We start from the raw sequence: 21,473 nt of genomic DNA, 5'->3' as shown, positions 1-21,473 counted from the left end.
GGTAAGAATCGAGTCAGCGAAAGGGCCAGGCCCCGTGTTCTTCCTGGATGATCAGTTCATCTTCTCAGCGAGCGACCTGTCGGTCTCAGTTGACTGCAATTACCAGTCCCTGTACCTGCTGGATGTGAAGCTCGGCCTGCGTCCCAAGCCGGATATGGCACGGGATGAGATGCTCGAACGCACGGCGGTGCTTGGCGACGCCCATGAGCAGAACGTCCTCAAGGAGCTGATCGCGACCTACGGCGACTACGACCCGCAGACGGGGACCGGCGTCAAGCAGTTCGCCGACCGTCCGCAGATGACCCCGGCAGGCCTGCGGGCCGCCCACGAAGCGACCATGGATGTGCTTCGCAACGGTGCCGATGTCATTTTCCAGGCCACCTTCTTCGACGGGGCTTTCCTTGGTTTTGCCGACTTCCTGGTCCGCCAGCCGGATGGCACCTGGGCCGTCTGGGATACCAAGCTCGCCCGCCATGCCAGGGTCAGCGCGCTGCTGCAGATCGCGGCCTACGCCGACCAGATGCTGGCAGAGGACATCCCTGTATCCACCTCGGCAACACTGGTCCTCGGCGACGGGACCCACTCGGTGCACCGCGTTGACGAGGTGCTGCCGGTCTTCCGGGCCCAACGCGAACGCTTCCTGGCCATGGTGCACAAGCACCGTGCGAAGAACCAGCCGGTCGAGTGGAATTCCGACGAACTGCGCCTGTGCGGCCGGTGCGACTACTGCGAAGAGCAGGCCCAGGCATCGCGCGACCTGCTGCTGGTTGCCGGGATGTCCATGGTGCAGCGTGAAAAGCTGCGCGCCCGCGGCATTACGACCATTGACCAGCTCGCCGGGCTCGACGCCGAGCCGCGCACCGCGCTGCAGCGCGTCACCGACCAGGCCAAGATGCAGCTGGGCCTGGCCACCGCGGATGGCAGCGCCCACGGCGTGTCCTACCGGGTGAAGAACGCCGGCCCGATCTCTTCCCTGCCGCGCCCCGACCAGGGCGATATCTTCTTCGATTTCGAGGGCGACCCGCTCTACCAGGACCCGTCCGATGGTTCCTGGGGGTTGGAATACCTCTTCGGCGTTGTCGAATACGACACCGGCGCGCCGGTATTCAAGCCGTTCTGGGCGCATAGCCGCGCCGAGGAACGCCAAGCGTTCCTGGACTTCATCGCCTATGTCGAGGAGCGCCGCCAGCGCTACCCGCAGATGAAGGTCTACCACTACGCGCCCTACGAGAAGACTGCGCTGCGCAAGCTCTCCCAGGTGCACATCGCCGGCGAGGACGAAGTCGACCAGTGGCTGCGCGAGAATCTGCTCGTCGATCTCTATGAGACCGTGCGCAATGCCCTGGTGGTGTCCACCCGCTCCTACTCCATCAAGAAGCTTGAACCGCTCTACATGGGCGAGCACCTGCGCTCCGGCGATGTCACCGATGCCGGCGCGTCGGTGGTCGCCTACGCCCAGTACATGCTGGCGCGGGACACGGAGAACGAGGATGCAGCTGCGTCCATCCTGGCCTCCATTGCCGACTACAACGAGTACGACTGCCTGTCCACGCTGCGCCTGCGGGATTGGCTGCTCACGCTCATCGACCAGGCGCCCGGCACGCTTCAGGACACGCCCGAGCCTCCCGCGGCTGGCGAGGAGTACGAGCCCACCCCCGAGGAGCTGAGGCTGCAGGACTACCTGGCGCAGCTGCCCCACGGCCAGGCGCTGAGCGATGATGACCGGGCGATCGCCATGGTCGCCGCCGCGACCGGGTACAACCGCCGCGAGAAGAAGCAATTCTGGTGGGAGCACTTCGATCGGCTGTCCGCGCCGATGGATGACTGGAGCGATGTCCGCGGGGTCTTCATTGTGAACTCGGCGGAAGTGCTCGAGGACTGGCATAAGGCCACAGAGCGGGCGCGCACCTACACGCGGGTGACGAAATTGCAGGGAACGCTGGCCGAAGGCTCGCTGCTCTCCCCCGGCTCTTCGGTGTTCGCCATGTTCGATGCCCCGTTGCCTGAGGGCATGGCAGTGGACGACTCCGTGCGCGGCGGCGCATTCAATGCCACGGTGGTCGAGCTCGGAGAAGGCTGGATCACCATTGCGGAGAAATCCAGCGGCAAGATTCCTGCCTACGGTGCACTTCCCTGCGCCCTGGCACCCGACAAGCCGTTGGCGACCGTGAGCATCGATGCGGCGCTCACCGAGATCGCCCAGCAGGTTGGCGCCACCGTGCCGGTGCTCCCGCAACGGCCGGGCATCGACATCCTGCGGCGGATTCCGCCACGCCTGAAGACCCTGTCGGCGCCGGTTGAACCGGAACTGGTCGACGGCCAGGCCCAGGTCTATCCTGCCGTGGTCCAAACGCTGAAGGACCTGGACAATTCCTATCTAGCGGTGCAGGGTCCCCCGGGCACCGGCAAGACCTTCGTCGCTTCGCATGTGATCCGTGAACTCATCGACTACGGATGGAAGATCGGGGTGGTGGCCCAATCCCATGCGGTGGTCGAGAATGTGCTGCGCAAGGCCGTGGAAGCCGGGGTGGATCCCGAGGTGGTGGCCAAGGAAGTCAAGCACAAGGATCCGGTGCCTTGGACCGGCACGTCCAAGGAATCCGTGGCCGAGGTGCTGGATGCACCCGGCGGCGCGCTCATTGGAGGCACCGCATGGACGCTGACCGGTTCGAAGGTTCCTGCCGGGAGCCTGGACTTGCTGGTGATCGATGAGGCCGGGCAGTTCTCCTTGGCCAATACGCTGGCCGTCTCCCGCGCGGCCCGCAATTTGCTGCTGCTCGGCGATCCGCAGCAGCTGCCGCAGGTCACCCAGGGCACCCATCCGCAGCCGGTGGATGAATCGGCGCTGGGCTGGCTCTCCGGTGGCGAACCGGTGCTGCCCGCCGAGTTGGGCTACTTCCTGGCGGCCTCATGGCGGATGCACCCGGCATTGTGCGCCAAGGTGTCGGCGTTGAGCTATGACCACCAGCTGTTCTCGGCGGATGCCGCCGGGCTGCGGGTGCTGGAAGGCACCGAAGCCGGGGTTGAGACGGTGTTCGTTGAGCACCGGGGCAATACCGTCAGCAGCGTGGAAGAAGCGGAGGCCATTGTCCGCTTGGTGCGCGAGCATCTGGGCATGCTGTGGAGCCCGGGCTCCGGCAAGCCGGCCCGCCCGCTGGCCGCCGACGACATCCTGGTGGTGGCCGCCTACAACGCGCAGGTGAATCTGGTGCGCGAGGTTCTGGAAGCCGAGGGGCTGCCGGATGTCAGGGTGGGAACGGTCGACAAGTTCCAAGGCCAGGAAGCCCCGGTGGTGCTGGTGACCATGGCGTGTTCCAGCGCCGCCGATGCATCGCGTGGCATCGAGTTCCTGCTCAACCGCAATCGCATCAATGTGGCGATTTCCCGCGGCCAGTGGAAGGCTGTCATCGTGCGCAGCGAACGGCTCACCGATTACCTGCCGTCCAACCCGTCGACGCTCTCCCAGCTCGGTGCGTTCATGGCCTTGTAGCCTGGGTGCGGATTGGTCCGGTCACTTGCGGGCCGGATCGATCACGTCCTGAACATCGAAGAAGCTGTCCAGAACTGGACGGTCGCCGCGTTCTTCCTTGGCGAACTGCAACCCGTCCACGTTGATGCGCATCTGCCGCTGGTATTCATCTCCTTGCTGCATCCATGCGCGGATGGTTCCGTCAACGCCGTAGAAGTAGTCGAAGCCCTGCTCCTTGAAGAACTCGTAGCGGGCACCTGAGTAGCGTTGGGTCCGGGCAATATCCGATCCGAATGGATAGATGAAGTGGCCGGTCTTTCCCACGATCGGTTCCACCTCGTTCTTCCACAGCTTCATGTCGCGCTTGAGCCGGCCCATGCTGTCGGTCCCGGTGGCAATGTGCCCCCACGAATGCGATGCGAACACCCAACCGCTGTCCTTCATCGCCTCGGCGATCTTCGTGGCCATCTTCTGGTCGGCTTCCAGCGTCGTGCTTTCCGGGTACTGGCTGGCCGAGGTGCGGTAGCCGAAGGCTCCGTTGTATCCGGTCATCGCGATGAGGCCGCGGGCATTGCGGTAGCTGAAGTCGGGATGCTCGGCGATGAAGTCATCGACCATGGTGGTGACGTCGTATGCGCCAACGTGTGTTTCGCCTTCCGCATCCACGTATTCGTTGCGTACCTTGCCGTCCTTGTCCAGCACCAGCTTGCTGGCGAAGCCATCGCCATCCATGTATTCGTAATAGCTCAGGTCGTCAACGGACAGCACCAGTGGCTTCTTATCCTTGGGAAGCATGATGTCCCGGTACTTCATCTGCCCCTGCTTATCGGGCGAAGCGAAGTCTTCAGGGTTGACCAGCACATAGTCGCGCTCATGCAGTTCTTCGAGAATGGCCGCGAATTCCTTCTGGGTCACCATGTAGTTGGCGTAGCCCTGTGAGCTGTTTCCGCCGTCAAAGGCCCGGTCCGGATCGACTATCAGCGAGTGGAAAAACAGGTGGGGTATCTGGTCCGGCTCGTCCCACGCCGAAACTTGGCTCTTCTCATCTTCCAGTCCGCCAACCATCTGGTTCAGCTCTTCGGCGCTGTCCTCCTTGGCGAGCTTGATCGCCGCGTCATAGTCGTATCCGTCAGCCAGCCGGTTGATCTCGGCCTTGACGCCGTCCACGCGTGCTTTTTCCTGCTCGGCCTTTTCGATGGCAGCGGGATCCGTGGACGGTGCTGAGGGCGGTTGCGCCGTGCTGCACGCGGCAAGGCCCAGCACCAGCCCGAGCGAAATCACAATGCGTAGGTTCTTCATTGGCTGCGACCTCCATGACCTCCACCGCGCCTGCAGGGCCGGAAGAAAACTAGTTGTCATCTGCTAATTTCGACCCTACACAGGTAGTGCTGGGGGTAAAACCCTTTCGCGATGAAATGTCGAAGCAGAACGTTGCCTATCATCCAGCTTTTAGGGAGCTCACATTTTGGAAGGAGTCCAATGATTTAGAATTGATTGGTTAGGCATTTCAAAGATCAAGGAAGTACATGCAGCCCTCGCACCGCGCGAATAGTTTGTGGCTTCAGTCCCAGCAGTTCAAAAGCTCGGCAGCGTATCGGCTTCTGACCGCCCAGCCGTGGGCTGTGGCATTCATCCGTGCAGAGTTCACCGCAGATCGTTCCCGTATCGCATTGGAGCTTTTCCATGCCTCGCTGGATTCCTTCCTGAAGCAGGCACGCAAAAGCGATGACCAGATCCCTGCGTCCTATTCGGCCCAGGATTTCGCCGAGACCTGGGTCAAGCAGGGGATCCTGGCTCGTCCGCTGATTGACGGGCGCTTCGTCTATGAACCCAGCGCGCAGACCTTGCGCACCTTGCGCTTCTTGGCGGATTTCTCCACCGACGATTCGCATTTGAACTCCTCGCGCCTGAACACTTTGCTCTCGTCCCTGGAGTCGCTGGCCCACGAGACGGATCCGGATCCCGAAGCGCGTATCCGTGCCCTCGAATCCCAGATCGCGCTGCGCCAAGCCCAAATCGACCAGCTGCGCAGCGGGGACGATCCGGCGGTGCTCTCCCGCACGACCGCGTTGTCGGCCACCCGTTCAGTGCTCGATCTGGCCTCCAGCCTGCCTGCGGATTTCCGGCGCATGCGCGATGGCGTCCAGGACATGCTCCACTCGCTGCGCGAAGGCATTCTGGACGCGTCCACTGCCAAGGGCGTCGCCGTGGGCCAGGTGCTGGAAGCCGATCGCCAATTGCGCTCCACCGCCGAAGGCGAAACCTTCAGCGGATTCACCGAGTTTTTGAATTCCCCCGAAGCGCAGCAGCGGTTCCGCGCGGCACTGGCCGAGGTCCTGGAACGCGACTTCGTCGATGATCTGGAAACCCCCGAACGCCAGATCCTCACCAACCTGTTGCGTGAACTGCGCCGCCAGGCGGCTGAAGTCCATGCCTCCTACGGCAAGCTCTCCGAGTCCCTGCACGCCTTCGTCCAGTCCGAGGACTACAGGCAGGCCGAGCTGCTGCGCCAGGCAGTGCGCGAAGCCGAACTGGCGATCAGCAAGTCCACGAGCCTGAAGCCGCGCAGCGGCCTGGCCCCCATGGAGCTGTTCGCCCCGCAGTTCGTCACCCTTGCCGGGCTTGGAATCTATGACCCCTCCGAGCATGTGGCTCCGCCGCCGCTGGCCCAGGCGCCGGAATTCAGCGAAGCCGACATTGTGCGCAACCCGTCGACACCCCAGGCCGACATGCAGTTGCTGCGTGAATCCATCACCCGGCAGCTGGGCCAGTCCGGTTCCGGTTCGGTTCGACTCAATGACGTCTTTGAATCATTGGATGCCGAGCAGCGGCACCTGAATACGATTCGCGCCCTGGTGGAGATCGGGCGCACCAATGGCGAGCCGCTGAACGAGAGCGACCTGCTCAGCATTGAATTCCAGCAACTCGATGGTTCTCAGCGAACCGCTATCCTGCCCGCGTTGAGCTTTACGAAGGAGCCGCTATGACCACGAGCGATTCATACGCCGCACCGATCACCGACCCGCTGTTCGACGGCGATACCGGAAAGTTCACGCTGCCGCTGCGCCAGCTGCTGGTCCGGCTGCTGCGAGGCCCCTACCTGGACGGATCCACCGATCCTTCGGCGTGGCAGCTGCTACTGGACCAGCAGCAGGGCATCAGCGATTACTTCTCCGAGATTTTCCTGGCCTTGCGGCTGGACATGGATCGCAAGATCGCCATGCTGGCCCCGGTCCAGATCGAACAGGTCCACACCTCCCCGATCGCTCCGCGCCGTCCGCTGAAGCGCGATGAAACCCTGCTGGCCCTGCGCCTGCGGCTGCTGCTGGAGCAGCATTCGGGCAGCGGCAGCGATGCGGTGATTTCGCGGGCAGGCATGCACGAGATCCTGGCCGAGCACCGCCAGGCATCGGACCGTGACGACAAGCGCTTTGCCGAATCCTGCGATGCCGCTATCACCCGCCTGCAGTCCTTGCGCCTGCTCACCGGCACCGAGCTGGAGAACGAGTTCCGCATTTCCCCGGCACTGGCGATGGCCTTGCCGATCGCTAATATCCAGGACATCCCGCGCTACATTGCGGCCATCGACGCCAATGACCCGGCGTTCAGCCTGGGCGCCGATGACACTGATGACCTCGCAGAGCAGACCCCCGAGTTGGTGCAGGAGTAACCGATGAGCATTGAAATGACTCTCCCGCTAGGCGGGGCGCTCAACCCAGGCCAGCATCGCCTGAGCCGAGTACAGATCGTCAACTGGGGCACCTTCCACGGCTTGCATGATCTGGCGGTGGACCGTGCCGGCACGCTGGTCACCGGCCATCCGGGCGTAGGCAAATCCACCCTGTTCGATGCGATGGGCCACGTCTTCTTCGCCACTCCCCGGCTGAACGAATCGGCCAATGATGCGGCCACCCGCGAGGACCGCCGCACCACGTTCTCCTATATGCGCGGGCGCAAGTTCAAGACCAGTGCCGGCACCGTCTACCAGCGTCCGGGCGCGACGTGGAGCGCCATTGTGCTCAGCTACGACGACGGCATGGGCAACACCGTGACCGCCGGCGCCGTCTTCGACCTGCCCGACGCCGGTCTGGAAGGCCAGGTCTCCAAGCACTACCTGTTGTGCGAGGGCAAGGTCGATATCGCGGAGCTGGAAAACCACGGACCGCGCCGCTTCACTGTGTCCTCGCTGTCCAAGGCTCTGGCACCCAGCGAAGCCTTCGATACGCACAAGGCGTTCATCGAGCGCCTGCGCCGCCGGCTCGGAGTGGAAAGCGACAAGGCTTTCGCTCTGCTGCGCACCTTGCAGAACGGCAAGGGCCTGGCCAAGGGCGTCAACCAGTTCTTCCGCCATGAGGTGCTGGAAGAACCAGCCACGCTGAAGGCCGCCGCCGCGGCGGTGGAGGACTTCGCCCACCTGCGCGGCATCTACCGCCAGCTGGATACCGCCCGCGCCCAGCGCGACGTGCTGGCGCAGGTGCCCGAGCAGGACCAGGCCTACCGCGACTTGGCCGGGCAGATTGCCAGCACCCGGCAATTGCTCGAAAGCGACGTGAACACCCTGGAAGCCCAGGTCCGCCAACTGGTGCTGCGCAATGACCTGGCCTCCCATAAATCCGAGCTGTCCAAGCTCAAGGCCGACGAGGCCGAGCTTCGCCAGCGCAAGGATCAGCTCGATGACCAGCTGGCGTCGCTGGAAGCCGCCCACGATTCCGCCGGCTCCGCTTCCCTGATGCTGCTGGAGCGCGAAGCCGATGTGGCCCGCAAGGCGCTGAGCGAGAAGGAAGGCCTCATCCGCACCCTGCAGCAGCAGGCGGCGGATGCCGGATTGTCCTTTGAATTCTCCGCCACCGGCCTGGATGAGCTGCGTGCCAATGCCGCGCGCACCCTGCAGCAGCTCAGCTCGATTACCCATGATGCCCAGACCGTCGAGTACGAGGCCATGGCCACCCTGGTCAACCTGCGCAAGCGCGCAGAAACCCTGGCCGAGCAGATCCGCTCCTACCAGCGCCGGGCCAGCAATATCGACGACCGGTCGATCGCCGCCCGCCGCGCCATCGCCTCGGCCTGCTCGCTCAAGGAAGAACAGCTTCCCTTCGCCGGCGAGCTCATGGATGTCTCGGCCGATGCCGGCAGCTGGCGCTTGGCCGCTGAAAAGTCCCTGCATTCGCTGGCCCGCACCCTGCTGGTTCCGGGCGAGCTGCTCGCCCAGGTCACCCACGCCATCGACCGGCTCGACGGCTTGGGCCGCGTACGCTGGAGCGATATCTCGCAGCAGCCGCGCACCGCGCAGGCCGGCCCGGCGGATCTGGTCACCAAGCTGGACTTCGCGCCGGGCGACGCCGGGGCCTGGCTGAAAGCCAAGATCACCGCCGACTATCCATTGGCCTGCGTCGAGAACGATGCTGCCATGCATGTGCACCCCAAGGCGATCACCCCGGCCGGCACGATCAAGTCCGGCACCGGAACCTTTGAGCGCGACACCCGCACCCTGCCGGCGTCCGAGTACCTGCTGGGCTTCACCAACGAGTCGAAGATCGCCGAGCTGCAGTCCAAGGCGGCGCGGCTGGACGAGAAGATCATCAAGGCCCAGCAGGCTGCCGACGAGCGCAGCGCGGCGAAGAACAAGGTCGTGGCCAAGGCCCAGCTGCTGCAGGCGCTGATTGCCGACGAGCGGACTTTCGGCCAGCTCGATGCCTCCGAAGCGCTGGAGGCATTGCGCCGCAGCGAGCAGAAGCTCGGCGACGCACTGGCGCTGTCCGGGGACTCCTCCCGGGTCCGCCAGCAGATTGAAACGGCGAAGGCCGAAGCCGAAACGCTGGTCGGCGACCTCGCGCTGGTCCGCTCGCGCATTGCAGATCTTGAGCTGCAGGTGCAGCGCGCGCAGCAGATCCTCTCTGCCAGCGAAGAGCTGGATTCCGGATGGGAAGACAGCATTCCCCCGGCCCTGCGCCAGCATCAGCTGCTGGGCCCGGTACTGCAGCAGGTTGCCGCCGGCGACTGCCCTGCCAGCGAGGACATCAGCGAAGCCTTTGCCGAGGTCAAGCTCCAGTTGGGCAGCCAGGTCAATTCCCTGCAGTCGCGGCGCCAGGAAATCGGTGGCGCATTGAGCGAAACCTTCCGTCGTTTCGCCCGCGAGTTCGGCACCTCCCACGCGCAAACCCACGGCACCACCGCTGAAGCCGCAGAGCACTACGCGCAGCTGCACGACCAGATTGTGGCCGATGGCCTGCCTCACCATGAGGCGCAGTTCCGCGAATACTTCGCGAACCGTTCCTACGAACGCTTCAGCGACCTGTTGCAGCTGCTGGATGAAGAGCGCCGGATGATCTCCGAGCGCATCAAGCCGCTGAACCAGATCCTCTCCGAGGTGGCCTTCGAGCATGGCTCGGCGCTCCGCCTGGAAGTGGCCAATGCGATTCCGGTGGAGGCCGGAACCTTCCGCAAGGAATTGAAGGACGCGTTGCAGGAGGCCTACACCACCAAGGACGAAAGCACCCTGGCCAGCTCGTACCAGGCGCTGGAGGCACTGGTCACCGCGCTCAGCGACCCAGCCATGACCGCCTGGCGCTCCACCGTGCTCGATGTCCGCCAGCATGTGATGATCAGCTGCAACGAGCACAAGCCCAACGGAGAAATCGAAACCGGCCTGGAACCGGGCACGCTCTCCGGCGGCGAAGGCCAGCGCTTCACTTCCTTCATCATGGGTGCCGCATTGGCCTACCAGCTGGGCTTCGCCTCGGCCGGGTTCACTTCCTATGGCACGGTGATGATTGACGAGGCCTTCATCCAGGCCAACTCCGAATATGCGGCGGCAGGCATACGCGCGTTGCAGGAGTTCGGCTTCCATCTGGTGCTCGCGGCCCCTGAAGACAAGATCGATTTGAGCCGCCATCTGGGATCCATCACGGACATCATCAAGCATCCGGGATCCAACATTTCGGGCTTCGTGACTACCGGCCGTTCCCCGGCCATGGCCACCACGATTACCCTGCGCAGCTAGCCATCACGGCAAAAAGCACTCGGTCCAGAACTCGCCGTGCGGGTTCTGGACCGAGTGCTTTATTGCGTTGGACGCTAGTGCATGCTGCGCTGCACGCGTTCAGGAATCATGAGCACCCGTGGGGTCAGCTCTTGGGGTGCGAAGCCAGGATCGATGCATTCCTTCCAGTACTCCAGATGCACCTTGTCGACTTCATGGGCAGAATCCTGCACCTCGATGCCGCCCTCGCCTTGGATGCTGTACCAGTACAGGTAGTCGACGCCATCCAGGGTCTCGCTGAAGATCGTTTCCACGTACATCTTCTCGCCCTCAAGGGTGTCCAGCACCGCGGGCATATGGCTGTTCAGGAATTCCAGCCATTCATTGACCTGCGCAGTTTTGCCTGGCAGGACGCGGAATCTGGTGAGTTCGACGTTCATGCTGACAGCCTACCGGACTCAGCCGAAGCCCAAAATAGACGGTGGCACTGGATGCTAGTGCTTCCAGTGCCACCGCAGCTTGGCTGGTTGCCGGCTACTCGGTAGCCAGGCCTTCAACCGGCGACAGCTTTGCTGCCCGGCGGCCCGGAGTCACCGAGGCCAACAGGGCTGCCACAATGCTGATCAGCAGGACCACCGCCAGCTGCCACCATGGGATCTCGTAGGTCATCGCACCCATGGAGGAGAGCGCCGAGCGGGCTCCGAGCAGGCCGTAGGCAACGCCCAGCACCAGGCCGAGCAAGGCCGCGACACCGCCGATGAGCACCGCTTCGGTGGCCAGCATGCTGCGCAGCTGCTTCTTCTTCAGGCCCAGGGCCCGCAGCAGGGAATTCTCCCTGGTGCGCTCCAGCACCGAGAGGCTGAGCGTATTGGCGACGCCAATCAGCGCGATCAGCACCGCTACCGCCAGCAGCGCCGAGACGATTGCCAGCAGGACGTCGATGACTTGGGAGAACATGGACTTCATGACCACGCCGCCAGAGATCATCGATGAGTCCACACCGGTGATATCCGCGATTTCGCTGACCAGGTCATTGATCTTCGAGCTGGCCAACTGCTCATCGGTCTTCACCAGGATCCCGGAGAAGGCTTGCGATTCATCGATTCCGAGCTTGCTGAAGGTCTGCTTGCTCACGATGTTCCCATCCACCGTGGCAGTTGAGGACTTGATTTGAAGCGTCTGGCCGCCGATGCTCAGCGAGGCGTCCTCGGTGGGCCACTGCGTGAATACGATCTGCCCATCTTTTGGAACGATGCCCTCGGCCAGCGCCACGTCGGCAAATGACTGCGGGTCAACGGCCATCAGCTGCACCTCGTAGGGTTCCTCCGTGCTGAATTCCGCTGTAGCAGAGCCGAAGTCGTACGTGGCGGTGGCGTCGACGCCTTCCAGTTCCCCGATCTGCTCGGCGAAGTCCTGGGCCTCGGCTTCCTGCAGGCCGGTGCCCGGCAACGCGACCATCACATCCACCGGGAATTCCCCGGCGATGGAGTTGTTCAAGCTGGCCTTGGCGGTCTGCCCGCCAACCATGATCATCGACACCAGGGTGACGCCGATCAGCAGCGCCGTAGCAGTGGCCGTGGTGCGCCCGGGGTTGCGCACGGCGTTCAGCGCGGCCAGCTTGCCGGCCGTCGAGTTGCCTGCGACGGCCTTGCCGATCCCCGCCACGCTGGAGGGGACGAAGAGCGAGGCGAGCATCAGGATGCCCGGGAAGGACACCAGTCCGCCGAGGAAGGCGATGATCAGGTCCCCTTCAAGCGCGCCGTAGGCCAGTCCCGCGGCTCCGGCCAGTGCCAGCAGGGCGCCGATGACGATGCGCACCTTGCCGGCCCGGTTCTTCACGCTGGCCGCATCGAAGGGGCGCAGCGCTGCCAGCGGCGCCAGCCGCATGGCACGGCGTGCCGGCAGGCTGGCGGAGATCACCGTCATCAGGATGCCGACGATGATCGGGATGATGATCCCGGCGGGGTTCAGCGCCAAGGTGGCATAGGACATCGACGGCACCAGTGCATGCAGCACCTCGATCAGCCCGGCCATCAGGGTGATGGCCAGCAGGACGCCGATCATCGAGGCGGCGATGCCGATGAGCAGGGCCTCGACGAGGACCGAGCTGCGGATCTGCTTGCGCTTGGCGCCCAGGATGCGCAGCAACGCCAGTTCGCGGGTGCGCTGGGCGATCACCACGGAGAAGGTGTTGACCACGACGAGCCCGGTGACCACCAGGGCGATCAGCGCGAAGACCACGAGCACGACGGTGAGCTGGTCGGTGCCTCCGGTCATCTGCGCGACATCGTGGATGACCTTCTCGTCCGCGGTGAGGACGGCGATGTCCTTCATCTGCTGGCTGGCGAAGTGCTCCTGCAGCTGGGTTTCCAGCGCGGGCAACGGACCCTGGGCGTTGATCACAATTTCCCCGAAGTCCTCCTGCCCATCGGCGAACTGGATCCAAGACTTCTCGCTGAGCCCGCCCAGGGCGGTGGCCGCCACCTGCGGGTTGGTGCTGGAGCGCTGGATGCCGACAATCTTCATGTTCTCGGTCTTGCCCTGCTCATTGCCCAGCGCCACGACATCGCCGATGGAGATGCCCATGTCCTCGGCGTGGGCCTCATCGACGATCATCTCGTTGCCGCTCAGCGGCGGGCGCCCTTCGAGCAGTTCCAGGCCGCCAAGCCGCTGGTTGGGATCCACCGGCTGCAGGGCCACGGTGTAGCCGTTGTCCGAGGTGTGCATCTGCCCGTAGGCGTAGCCCACGCCGTAGGCGGTGGAGACCCCGGGCAGGTCGCGGATCGCTGCGATGTCCTTCATGTCCAGCCGGGTCGGTTCATCGGCATCGCCCAGCAAATCCCAGTCCGGGTAGGCGACCAGGTCTGCATTCTTGTACGCATCGCCCAGGGAGTTGCGCAAGGTGGCCTGGGTGGAGGAATTCACCGCAAGGGTTGCGGCGAGGAAGGCGGTGCCGATGGCCACCGCCAGGATGACGGCGATATACCGCCGTGCATAGGTCTTGATATTCGAAAGCGCTACGTGCAGCATTGCCTACTCCGCCAGGGAGGCCAGGGCCTCGGTTACGGCAGCCACGGTGGGCTCCTGGATGGATCCGACAATCGTGCCGTCCTTCATCAGCAGCACATTGTCCGCGTAGGAAGCGGCTACCGGGTCGTGGGTGACCATGATGATGGTCTGGCCCATCTCGCGGGTGGAGGTGCGCATCAAGGAGAGCACTTCGGCGCCGGTGCGCGAATCGAGGTTGCCGGTTGGCTCATCGCCGAAGACGACTTCCGGCCGGGTGAGCAGCGCCCGGGCTACCGCCACGCGCTGCTGCTGGCCGCCGGAGAGCTCATGCGGCTTGTGGTTCAGCCGGTCGCGCAGGCCCAGGGACTGGATGACGGTGTTGAACCAGTCGCGGTCGTGCTTCTTGCCGGCCAGCGACAGCGGCAGCAGGATGTTGTCCTTGGCGCTGATGGTGGGCACCAGGTTGAAGGACTGGAAGACGAAGCCGATCTGCTCGCGGCGCATCTCGGTCAGCTGGTCATCGCTCAGTTCCAGCAGGTTCTTCCCGCCAATGACGATTTCGCCGGAATCGGCGGTATCCAGGCCAGCCAGGCAGTGCATCAGCGTGGATTTGCCGGAGCCCGAAGGGCCCATGATGGCGGTGAAGCGGGATCGTTCGAAGGAAACGGTGACGTCGCGCAGGGCTTCGACCCTGGTGCTGTCGTGCCCGTAGGTCTTGGTCAGGCCGCGGGCAGCGACCGCGTTCTCGGTTTTCGGCATAGTCTCGGAAGTCATATTAGAAAGACTACAAATCACCTAGCCATACCGGCATCAACCGCCAGGATCCAGTTCAGCGGGGCCACGTCATACCAGGGGATGAGCGAAGCCGCGGATCGCCTCCACCCGGTGCTGTCCGCCTAGCAACCGTGCTCGCGTTCGCTGAGCTGGTGCGAGGCCGGCTCGATCTGGAAGGTCGAGTGCTCAATGCTCACGGTGAAGTGGTCGGCCACGCATTGCTGCAGCTCGCGCAGCAACCCGCCGGCCGCGCCGGCGCTGAACACCGAGTCCTCGACCACCACATGGGCGGTGAGCACCGGGAGGTTGGAGGCAATCTGGCTGGCGTGCAAATCGTGCACCGCGATGACTCCGGGCAATGCTTCCAAATGCTCCCTGACCGCGATCAAATCCAAGCCCTTCGGCGTGGATTCGAGCAGGATGTGGGTGGTCTCCCCCAGCAGCTTCATGGCCCGTGGAACAATCAGGGCGCTGATCACCAGGGCCGCCACGGAGTCCGCCCGCATCCACCCGGTGAAGGTGATCACCAGTGCGGCAATGATGACGGCGACCGAGCCCAATGCGTCGTTGACCACTTCCAGGAAGGCCGCGCGCATGTTGAGGTTGTTGTTGCGACCCGCGGAAATGATCCACATGGAGATGACGTTGCCGGCCAGGCCGATGATGCCGAAGGCCAGCAGCCCGGCCGGCTGCACTTCTGCCGGGGCGAAGAGCCGGCGGACCGCGTCGACCGCGGCATAGATGCCCACCGCCAGCAGCAAGGCCGATTGGAAGGTAGCCGAGAGCACTTCGGCGCGGCGGAATCCCCAGGTGCGCTTCGTCGTGGGCTTGCGCATGATCAGGTTGGCGGCGGTCAGCGCGAGCAGGAGCCCCAGGGTATCGGTGAGCATATGCGCCGCGTCAACCAGCAAGGCCAGGGAATTGGTGAGGATCGCGCCAACCACTTCGGCGACGAGGATCGTCGCGGTGATGGCGAAGGCCCACGCCAGACGGGTCCGGTTGGCTCCTGAATGGTCATGCGAGTGGCCGTGGGAGTGGTCGTGTCCCATGCTCAGTCCTCCCTCCGGTCCGTGCCGTGGGCTTCGTGCCACTGGTGGTGGGCCGCGTCCTGCGGCAGCAGTGCCGACGCGGCGGCGGCCAGGGCATCAAGCGCTTCTTGCTGGCCCAGCGAGTAGATGCTGGCCCGCCCCTGGCTTCTGACGCGGACCAGGCCGGTGTCCTTCAGGCAGGACAGGTGCGCGCTGACCGTGCTTTGGGCCAGGCCCAGATGCTCGGTCAGTTCCCTGACCTTGTGCTCCCCGGTCCGCAGGTGGTCAAGGATCAGCAGCCTCGTCGGGTCGGCGAGCGCATGGAAGAGCGCCGCGAACTGGAGCTTGCCGTTGCGGACTTCCACTGCATCGATATCTGACTCTATTATCGCCATATAACGATGATAGGCCAGGTGGCCGCGAAACGAAACGTTGCATGGCACTGCGAGAATCCGGATGGATGGGAAGATGAAAATATGACTGAAGATCTCATCGTTGGCGAGGACGGGTTGGCGCGCCCTCGCTGGGCCGCTTCGAATGGCATGCTCCGCGCGTACTACGATGCCGAATGGGGCATGCCGATCACTACCGAAGCCGGCCTTTTCGAGCGGCTCAGCCTTGAATGCTTCCAGTCGGGCCTGTCCTGGGCCATTATCCTTTCCAAGCGCGAGGCATTCCGCCAGGCCTTCGAGTACTTCGATCCCGAGAAAGTCGCCCTGTTCACCGAGGATGACTTCAATCGGCTGATGGAGGATGCAGGGATCGTGCGCAATCGGCTCAAGATCCGCGCAACAATCGCCAACGCCGAAGCGACCCTGATGCTTCGAGAAGAGGGCGGCCTGTCCGATTTCATCTGGTCATTCAAGCCGGAGCAGACGCCGGCTCCGCGCACCTTCACCGAGATCCCCACGCAAAGCCCGGAGTCCAAGGAGCTGGCCAAGGCGCTGAAGAAGCGGGGCTTCAAGTTCGTCGGCCCGACCACCATGTACGCCCTGATGGAAGCCATCGGCATGGTGGACACCCACCTGATCGGCTCGCACCGCCGCGGCACCTCCGGCATCTGGGCCTGAACAAATGGAACTGCGCCTGCCTGCAACGGGAACTCTGGATGCCAGCCACGCGCTGGCGGTGCTGGCATTGCATTCGCTGCCAGCCCAGGAGCGGCTGGACCCCGCCGCGGCCCAGGTCCAGCGCATCCTGCAGGTGCAGGGACACCTGGTAGAAATTTCCCTGAGGCTGGATGCCTTCGGCGTATCGCTCACCCATGACGCCCCGCCGGAATCCGTTGCCCGGCTGACCGGGATCATCAACCATTGGCTGGGGCTGCAGCAGGACACCAGTGCGGCCTATGCGGCGCTTGGTGCCCTGCCGGGCTACCAGCCGCTGGCCATGGCCTTCCCCCACCTGCGGCTGATCAGCTACCCGGATCCTTTCGAGGCCCTGGCGACCACTGTCATCGGGCAGCAGGTGTCCCTGGCGGCGGCACGGACCTTGGGTGGACGCTACGTCGATGCGTTGGGCCAGCCGCACAACTCAGGCCTTCAGGCCTTCCCCTCGGCTGCCGCAACGGCCGCCTGCACGCCTGCAGAATTGCAGCAGATCATACGCTGCCCGCTTTCGCGGGCGGTGACACTGCAATCGGTGGCCGAATGGTTCGAGCTCAGCGGGCAATTCCTGCTTGGCGACGCACCGGCATTCCTGGATCAGCTCCAAGCGCTGCGCGGGGTGGGCCCATGGACGCGCAATTACATGGCGCTGCGCGGATTGCGGGATCCGGAGATTTTCCTCGATTCGGATCTGGTCGTCCGCCGAGCCCTGGGGAAGCTTCGCGATGGCGGTGCGGTCGTCGCACCCCCGCCGCGGGGCGCTGGCTATCTGGCGACCCTACTGCTGTGGTCTTTTGATGCAGCAAATCCCTAGGGACGAGAAAGGGAGCTTATCAAGGTGTGCAATCTTGATAAGCTCCCTTTTCGACGAATCGGCTGACTGAGCAAGTCCTCCGATTCTCCGTTCCCCTAATTCAAGCCGGCTACGCCCCTCACTGCTCCGAGGTGAGCAGCCCCGGCATGCAGTGAGCTAGCCGATAAATATCGGTCAAGCTTGACGCTTCTCCCGACCACACACGGGAGAAGCTCTGGAATAAGCATAACCTAAGAACCGGCAATAACGTCAATACCTATTTGCGTAATTTTTCAAATAGTTTCTTAGGTCGATCTAACTTCGGCGAATCAGGTGACAGACTCAGGCTAATCGGCGAAAATCTTGCCGATGTCCGTGCGCTTCTCGGCCTGGAACGCGTCTTCGGCGCGGCCGTAGGCCCAGTAGGCGGATAGCGACATGTCGCGGCGGTCCACTCCATGCTCGTCATAGAAGAAGTGGCGCAGCTTCTTCATCACTTCGCGCTCACCGTGGGCGAAGACCTGCACGCGGCCCTCGGGCCACGGGATCTCGCGGATCACCGACTCGAGAATGGTGCTTTCAGGGGTGAACTGCCCATTGCGGTGGATCCAGCGGATCTCCATGCCGGCCGGAGCCTGCAGCTGCATTTCATCGGCCTCATCGGCGACCTCGATGACCACCAGGCCCTTCATCTGCGGGGACATGGATTCCAGGGATGCGGCGATGGCGGGGATGGCGGTTTCGTCTCCGGCGAAGAAGTGGAAATCGAATTCTTCCTTGGGGACGAACATGCCGCCCGGGCCCGAGAAGCAGATGGACGAGCCGATCTGCGCATCTCGCGCCCACGGGCCTGCCAGGCCCTCATCGCCGTGGACCACGAAGTCGACCTCGATGGTGCCCGCCTCCATGTCACTGCGGCGCACGGTGTAGGTGCGGCGAACCGGCATGTCCTCGGGAGCCAGCTGCTCGCGCAGCGCCTCCATGTCGTAGGGCAGCTCGAGTCCCAGCTCGGGCTTGGCGAACAGGAATTTCACGTAGCGATCAGTGACCGGCTTGTCGACGAAATTTGAGATGCCTGGGCCACCAAGGGTGAGCCGCACCAGATGCGGTGCGATGCTCTCACGCTTGAGGACCTGCAGGAGGACCTGAGGGCGCGCGGGGCGACCTCCAGTTTGCGGGCGACCACCAGCGGGCTGGGACACAACATCACTTCCTGTCTTAATAAGGGTAGATAGATCAATCCTAATTGACAGGAGCCCAAGTGCTCACTTCGGGAAGGTCGAGGGCCCTTCATATGCGCTGAGCCCTGCCCGTTCCTCGGGGCTCAGGCGCTGCACGCGCGAGGTCGCCGGGTCGAAATAGGCCAGGGTCGTGGCCGCTTTGACGCACAGGTGGTCTTCCACCGGGTCGCGGAATTCGTAGCAGATGTCGAAGCTCGCAGGCTTGATATTGGCAACCCAGAGGTCCACGTTGACCGGCACGTTGCGGTATTCCAGCGGACGGGAGTAGCGCACCCGATGCTCGACAACGAGGATCTGGGTTCCGACCGGCACCGCCGAGAAGATGTCGGCCTGCGGCTGGGCGCCTGGCGCCCCGGTGCCGCCGGGCACGCCGAAGCCGGCGATGCGCGCTTCTTCCATCAGCCGGATCAGGTTGACGTTATTGACATGGCCGTAGGCATCCATGTCGCCCCAGCGCATCGGCACCTGCACCCGCAGGGTGGTTCCATCCATGGCTAATCTTCCTTCAACAGGTTCGTGCTGTCGTTGCCCGCGATTCCCAGCTTGGCCAGTTCCCGCAGGATGCGTGCTCCGTCCGGCTCGTAGACCCAGCGCACCCCGGGAGTGGTCCGGCGCAGTTCATGCGAGCGCCCGCCGGCCAGCACCGCTTCGGAAGGGGTCAGTTGGCGGATCACGATCGCCCGGACCAGTTCCGGGTAGCGGCGCGCGAACTCCGCATAGATGGCCGGATCATGCTGGCCGTCATCGCCAACGAGCACCCACGAAATATGCGGGAATTCCTCGGCCAGCCGACGCAGCTGGTCGACCTTGTGCTGCATTCCGCTGCGGAACCAGGAACGGTCGGTCGGTCCCCAATCGGTCAGCAGCAGCGGCCCCTTGGGGAACAGGTTGCGCGACATGAAGCGCTGCAGGGTCTGCGCGACATTCCATGCGCCGGTGGACAGGTAGATGGTCGGAGATCCCGGATGCTCATGCAACACCGTCTGGAGCATTACCGCCATCCCTGGGGTCGCCACGCGGGCGTGCTCGGAGAGCACGAAGGAGTTCCAGGCCGCCAGCAGCGGTCGTGGCAGCGCGGTGACCACGACCGTGTCATCCACGTCGCTGATCACGCCAAACTTCTGCGCCTGGTCGATCACGAGAATCTTTGCCTGCGCGTCATCGCCGTCATGGGCCTGGAGGCGGATCTCGTTCCAGCCGGCAGGCAGGTCGACCATCAGCTTCACATCGATGACACCGCCGCGATCGGCCTGCACCTCGAAGCGATGGTCGCCCACGTCGATGCTGACCTTGCCGCCGGGGAGGATCGGGGAGATGAAGTTGCGGAAGCCGCGAATGCCATCGGCAATCACCTGGGCCTTGTGCTGCCCGTCCTCGAAGGCGCCCGGTTTGGCCAGCACCACGCGGGCGAAGACGCGGATCCAGCCACCGCTCGGTCCGGTGGAGCCATATCCCACATAGGGCAGGATGACCGCTTGATGGCCATTGGCCAGGGCGCGCCGCGCACGCCACCGATGCACTCCGTCTTCAATTCGCGACGCTACATGCCGTGCATCGCCATCAGCCGAAATATGACTCATGGCTCCAGTCTTTCATGCCGACGCCCACGCAAAGGAAAACGAGAACTTGTGTCTCAGGCCCTTGCGCTTTTCTACAAAGAGTAGAAAACTGGTGCTATGAAATTCGAACACGAAATGAACAGTCCGGTCCTGGTCTTGGATGAGGACCAATCGTGGCAGCTGCTCTCGCACACCTCCCACGGACGCGTGGCGACCTCGGTTGCAGGGTTGATCGATATCGTCCCGGTGAACTACGGGGTGCACAACGGCAAATTGTTCCTGCGCACTGCGCCCGGAAACAAGCTGGCGGCCATGTCGATCAATGAAAAGATTGCCTTCGAAGCCGACGGCATCCTTTCCGATGAGGCGTGGTCGGTGGTCGTGCACGGCAGCGCCGAGGTGCTGGAGCATGAAGCGGATATCAAGGAGGCGCGCGAAAGCGGCGTCTCTCCATGGATCCCGACCCAGAAGGATTTCTGGATCCGGGTCAATGTCGATTCCATCTCCGGACGGCATTTCCAGCTCGGTGAGCAGCCAGAGGTCGCTGAATAGCTCCCCTGGAGAACCGCACGGAAAACGCCGCTGCCCACCCGATGCTGATCGGGCAGGCAGCGGCGTTTCCAGCCTGGGCCGTGCTCAGGAGTAAGGGTAGAACCCTTCCCCGCTCTTGCGCCCGAGCTTGCCGGCTGCAACTTTTTCGGTGATCAGCGGGTGCGGCTGATCGGCCGCATCGCCGGTTTCGGCGTAGGTCGCTTGGGCAATGAAATCGATGACGTCCAGGCCCACCATGTCCATCAGCTCGAACGGACCCATGGGGTGGCCCAGCGCGGTTTTCGCGGTGGTGTCGATGTCCTCGATGCTGGCGATTCCAGCGTGCGCCAAGTTCAGCGCCTCGGCGTTGATCGCGCCCATCATGCGGTTGGCGATGAACCCGGGGATCTCCTTGTTCACCAGCACCGGGTTCTTTCCGAGCCGGTTGGCCACCTCGGTGACGGCCTCGATGGTGGCGTCGCTGGTCTGCGCATTGCGAACCACCTCGACGCATTTCATCACCAATGCCGGATTGAAGAAGTGCATATTGCACACCTGCTCCGGACGGCCGCTGGCCTCGGCCACCTTCGAGGACGGCAGCGTCGAGGAGTTCGTTGCAAGGATGGCGTGGGCCGGTGCATGCTCGCCGAGCTTCGCGAAGATCTGCTCCTTGATATCCAAGCGCTCTACCGCGGCCTCGATGACCAGGTCCGCCGTGGTCGCGCCCTGGACCAGATCGGTGTCCTGGCTCAGGCGTCCCAGCGCCGCATCGGCTGTGGCCTGATCCAGCTTGCCCTTGGCCACGCGCCCGGCAGCCCAGGATTCCAGTTCGGCACGGGCGGCGTCCAGCGCGTCGGCAGAGATGTCCTGCAGCACTGTGCTGTATCCGCCCAACGCGCAGCTCATCGCAATCTGCCGGCCCATGGTGCCGGCGCCAATCACCAAAATACGTTCAATCGTCATTGATCATTACTCTCTTTGCAG

Annotated in this window: 17 protein-coding genes; 7 read left to right on the top strand and 10 right to left on the bottom strand. The window is 63.8% G+C overall.

The window, feature by feature from the left end:
• Window positions 1-34: 34 nt before the first annotated feature.
• Window positions 35-3,490 carry a TM0106 family RecB-like putative nuclease gene (locus ANI01nite_RS12055; RefSeq protein ID WP_141358250.1) on the top strand — a complete coding sequence of 1,152 codons (3,456 nt, stop codon included), beginning with the start codon at window positions 35-37 and terminating at the stop codon, window positions 3,488-3,490.
• 21 nt (window positions 3,491-3,511) lie between these two features.
• On the opposite strand, the gene ANI01nite_RS12050 is transcribed toward ANI01nite_RS12055, so the two are convergent.
• Window positions 3,512-4,768, bottom strand: a complete 1,257-nt coding sequence (locus ANI01nite_RS12050; RefSeq protein WP_141358248.1) for a polysaccharide deacetylase family protein — start codon at window positions 4,766-4,768, stop codon at window positions 3,512-3,514.
• Between the two features lie 227 nt (window positions 4,769-4,995).
• Here ANI01nite_RS12050 and ANI01nite_RS12045 point away from each other — a divergent pair, with 227 nt between their 5' ends.
• The 3 genes from ANI01nite_RS12045 to ANI01nite_RS12035 are packed head-to-tail and all read left to right on the top strand — an operon-like array spanning window position 4,996 to window position 10,469.
• Window positions 4,996-6,456 carry a DUF3375 domain-containing protein gene (locus ANI01nite_RS12045; protein WP_141358246.1) on the top strand — a complete coding sequence of 487 codons (1,461 nt, stop codon included), beginning with the start codon at window positions 4,996-4,998 and terminating at the stop codon, window positions 6,454-6,456.
• A complete protein-coding gene (locus tag ANI01nite_RS12040; RefSeq protein ID WP_141358244.1) occupies window positions 6,453-7,139 on the top strand; it encodes a DUF4194 domain-containing protein in 687 nt (228 codons plus the stop codon). Before ANI01nite_RS12045 ends, ANI01nite_RS12040 begins: the two co-directional genes overlap by 4 nt.
• A 3-nt stretch (window positions 7,140-7,142) precedes the next feature.
• Window positions 7,143-10,469, top strand: coding sequence for an ATP-binding protein (locus tag ANI01nite_RS12035; RefSeq protein WP_141358242.1), 3,327 nt, complete (start codon window positions 7,143-7,145; stop codon window positions 10,467-10,469).
• A gap of 74 nt (window positions 10,470-10,543) precedes the next feature.
• Here ANI01nite_RS12035 and ANI01nite_RS12030 read toward each other — a convergent pair whose 3' ends face one another.
• The 5 genes from ANI01nite_RS12030 to ANI01nite_RS12010 form a co-directional block, all read right to left on the bottom strand.
• Entirely contained in the window at window positions 10,544-10,888 is a 345-nt protein-coding gene (locus tag ANI01nite_RS12030; RefSeq protein ID WP_128471439.1) for a DUF6176 family protein, read from the bottom strand.
• Window positions 10,889-10,982: 94 nt separating this feature from the next.
• Window positions 10,983-13,478, bottom strand: a complete 2,496-nt coding sequence (locus tag ANI01nite_RS12025) for an ABC transporter permease (RefSeq protein ID WP_141358240.1) — start codon at window positions 13,476-13,478, stop codon at window positions 10,983-10,985.
• Between the two features lie 3 nt (window positions 13,479-13,481).
• Window positions 13,482-14,231: an ABC transporter ATP-binding protein gene (locus ANI01nite_RS12020; protein WP_141358238.1), complete on the bottom strand. Its 750-nt coding sequence runs from the start codon at window positions 14,229-14,231 to the stop codon at window positions 13,482-13,484.
• A gap of 122 nt (window positions 14,232-14,353) precedes the next feature.
• Window positions 14,354-15,280, bottom strand: coding sequence for a cation diffusion facilitator family transporter (locus ANI01nite_RS12015; protein WP_141358236.1), 927 nt, complete (start codon window positions 15,278-15,280; stop codon window positions 14,354-14,356).
• A 2-nt stretch (window positions 15,281-15,282) separates the two neighbouring features.
• On the bottom strand, window positions 15,283-15,654 hold the full coding sequence (locus tag ANI01nite_RS12010) for an ArsR/SmtB family transcription factor (protein ID WP_038990007.1): 372 nt from the start codon (window positions 15,652-15,654) through the stop codon (window positions 15,283-15,285).
• Between the two features lie 81 nt (window positions 15,655-15,735).
• Here ANI01nite_RS12010 and ANI01nite_RS12005 point away from each other — a divergent pair, with 81 nt between their 5' ends.
• Together ANI01nite_RS12005 and ANI01nite_RS12000 are read left to right on the top strand one after the other, a co-directional pair.
• On the top strand, window positions 15,736-16,329 hold the full coding sequence (locus ANI01nite_RS12005; RefSeq protein WP_038990008.1) for a DNA-3-methyladenine glycosylase I: 594 nt from the start codon (window positions 15,736-15,738) through the stop codon (window positions 16,327-16,329).
• A gap of 4 nt (window positions 16,330-16,333) precedes the next feature.
• Window positions 16,334-17,179 carry a DNA-3-methyladenine glycosylase family protein gene (locus tag ANI01nite_RS12000; RefSeq protein WP_141358234.1) on the top strand — a complete coding sequence of 282 codons (846 nt, stop codon included), beginning with the start codon at window positions 16,334-16,336 and terminating at the stop codon, window positions 17,177-17,179.
• A gap of 326 nt (window positions 17,180-17,505) precedes the next feature.
• On the opposite strand, the gene ANI01nite_RS11995 is transcribed toward ANI01nite_RS12000, so the two are convergent.
• The 3 genes from ANI01nite_RS11995 to ANI01nite_RS11985 form a co-directional block, all read right to left on the bottom strand.
• On the bottom strand, window positions 17,506-18,360 hold the full coding sequence (locus tag ANI01nite_RS11995; RefSeq protein ID WP_052253557.1) for a siderophore-interacting protein: 855 nt from the start codon (window positions 18,358-18,360) through the stop codon (window positions 17,506-17,508).
• 63 nt (window positions 18,361-18,423) lie between these two features.
• Entirely contained in the window at window positions 18,424-18,891 is a 468-nt protein-coding gene (locus ANI01nite_RS11990) for an acyl-CoA thioesterase (protein ID WP_038990009.1), read from the bottom strand.
• Window positions 18,892-18,893: 2 nt separating this feature from the next.
• Window positions 18,894-19,979, bottom strand: coding sequence for an App1 family protein phosphatidate phosphatase (locus ANI01nite_RS11985; RefSeq protein ID WP_141358232.1), 1,086 nt, complete (start codon window positions 19,977-19,979; stop codon window positions 18,894-18,896).
• A 96-nt stretch (window positions 19,980-20,075) separates the two neighbouring features.
• Between ANI01nite_RS11985 and ANI01nite_RS11980 the strand changes: the two genes are divergently transcribed.
• Entirely contained in the window at window positions 20,076-20,510 is a 435-nt protein-coding gene (locus ANI01nite_RS11980; protein ID WP_038990011.1) for a pyridoxamine 5'-phosphate oxidase family protein, read from the top strand.
• An 84-nt stretch (window positions 20,511-20,594) separates the two neighbouring features.
• On the opposite strand, the gene ANI01nite_RS11975 is transcribed toward ANI01nite_RS11980, so the two are convergent.
• Window positions 20,595-21,452: a 3-hydroxyacyl-CoA dehydrogenase family protein gene (locus tag ANI01nite_RS11975; RefSeq protein WP_141358230.1), complete on the bottom strand. Its 858-nt coding sequence runs from the start codon at window positions 21,450-21,452 to the stop codon at window positions 20,595-20,597.
• Between the last annotated feature and the right edge of the window lie 21 nt (window positions 21,453-21,473).

Origin of the sequence: Glutamicibacter nicotianae, assembly GCF_006539525.1 — a bacterium.
Classification (GTDB): Bacteria; Actinomycetota; Actinomycetes; order Actinomycetales; family Micrococcaceae; genus Glutamicibacter; species Glutamicibacter nicotianae.
Note: the sequence above shows the minus strand (reverse complement) of the source record. Positions and strands in the feature narration are given on the sequence as shown.

Bases quoted from the DNA above. Each gene is read 5' to 3' on its own strand.
- ANI01nite_RS12050 (WP_141358248.1), bottom strand. From the start codon at position 4,768: ATGAAGAACCTACGCATTGTGATTTCGCTCGGGCTGGTGCTGGGCCTT.
- ANI01nite_RS12045 (WP_141358246.1), top strand. From the start codon at position 4,996: ATGCAGCCCTCGCACCGCGCGAATAGTTTGTGGCTTCAGTCCCAGCAG.
- ANI01nite_RS12040 (WP_141358244.1), top strand. From the start codon at position 6,453: ATGACCACGAGCGATTCATACGCCGCACCGATCACCGACCCGCTGTTC.
- ANI01nite_RS12035 (WP_141358242.1), top strand. From the start codon at position 7,143: ATGAGCATTGAAATGACTCTCCCGCTAGGCGGGGCGCTCAACCCAGGC.
- ANI01nite_RS12030 (WP_128471439.1), bottom strand. From the start codon at position 10,888: ATGAACGTCGAACTCACCAGATTCCGCGTCCTGCCAGGCAAAACTGCG.
- ANI01nite_RS12025 (WP_141358240.1), bottom strand. From the start codon at position 13,478: ATGCTGCACGTAGCGCTTTCGAATATCAAGACCTATGCACGGCGGTAT.
- ANI01nite_RS12020 (WP_141358238.1), bottom strand. From the start codon at position 14,231: ATGACTTCCGAGACTATGCCGAAAACCGAGAACGCGGTCGCTGCCCGC.
- ANI01nite_RS12015 (WP_141358236.1), bottom strand. From the start codon at position 15,280: ATGGGACACGACCACTCCCACGGCCACTCGCATGACCATTCAGGAGCC.
- ANI01nite_RS12010 (WP_038990007.1), bottom strand. From the start codon at position 15,654: ATGGCGATAATAGAGTCAGATATCGATGCAGTGGAAGTCCGCAACGGC.
- ANI01nite_RS12005 (WP_038990008.1), top strand. From the start codon at position 15,736: ATGACTGAAGATCTCATCGTTGGCGAGGACGGGTTGGCGCGCCCTCGC.
- ANI01nite_RS12000 (WP_141358234.1), top strand. From the start codon at position 16,334: ATGGAACTGCGCCTGCCTGCAACGGGAACTCTGGATGCCAGCCACGCG.
- ANI01nite_RS11990 (WP_038990009.1), bottom strand. From the start codon at position 18,891: ATGGATGGAACCACCCTGCGGGTGCAGGTGCCGATGCGCTGGGGCGAC.
- ANI01nite_RS11985 (WP_141358232.1), bottom strand. From the start codon at position 19,979: ATGAGTCATATTTCGGCTGATGGCGATGCACGGCATGTAGCGTCGCGA.
- ANI01nite_RS11980 (WP_038990011.1), top strand. From the start codon at position 20,076: ATGAAATTCGAACACGAAATGAACAGTCCGGTCCTGGTCTTGGATGAG.
- ANI01nite_RS11975 (WP_141358230.1), bottom strand. From the start codon at position 21,452: ATGACGATTGAACGTATTTTGGTGATTGGCGCCGGCACCATGGGCCGG.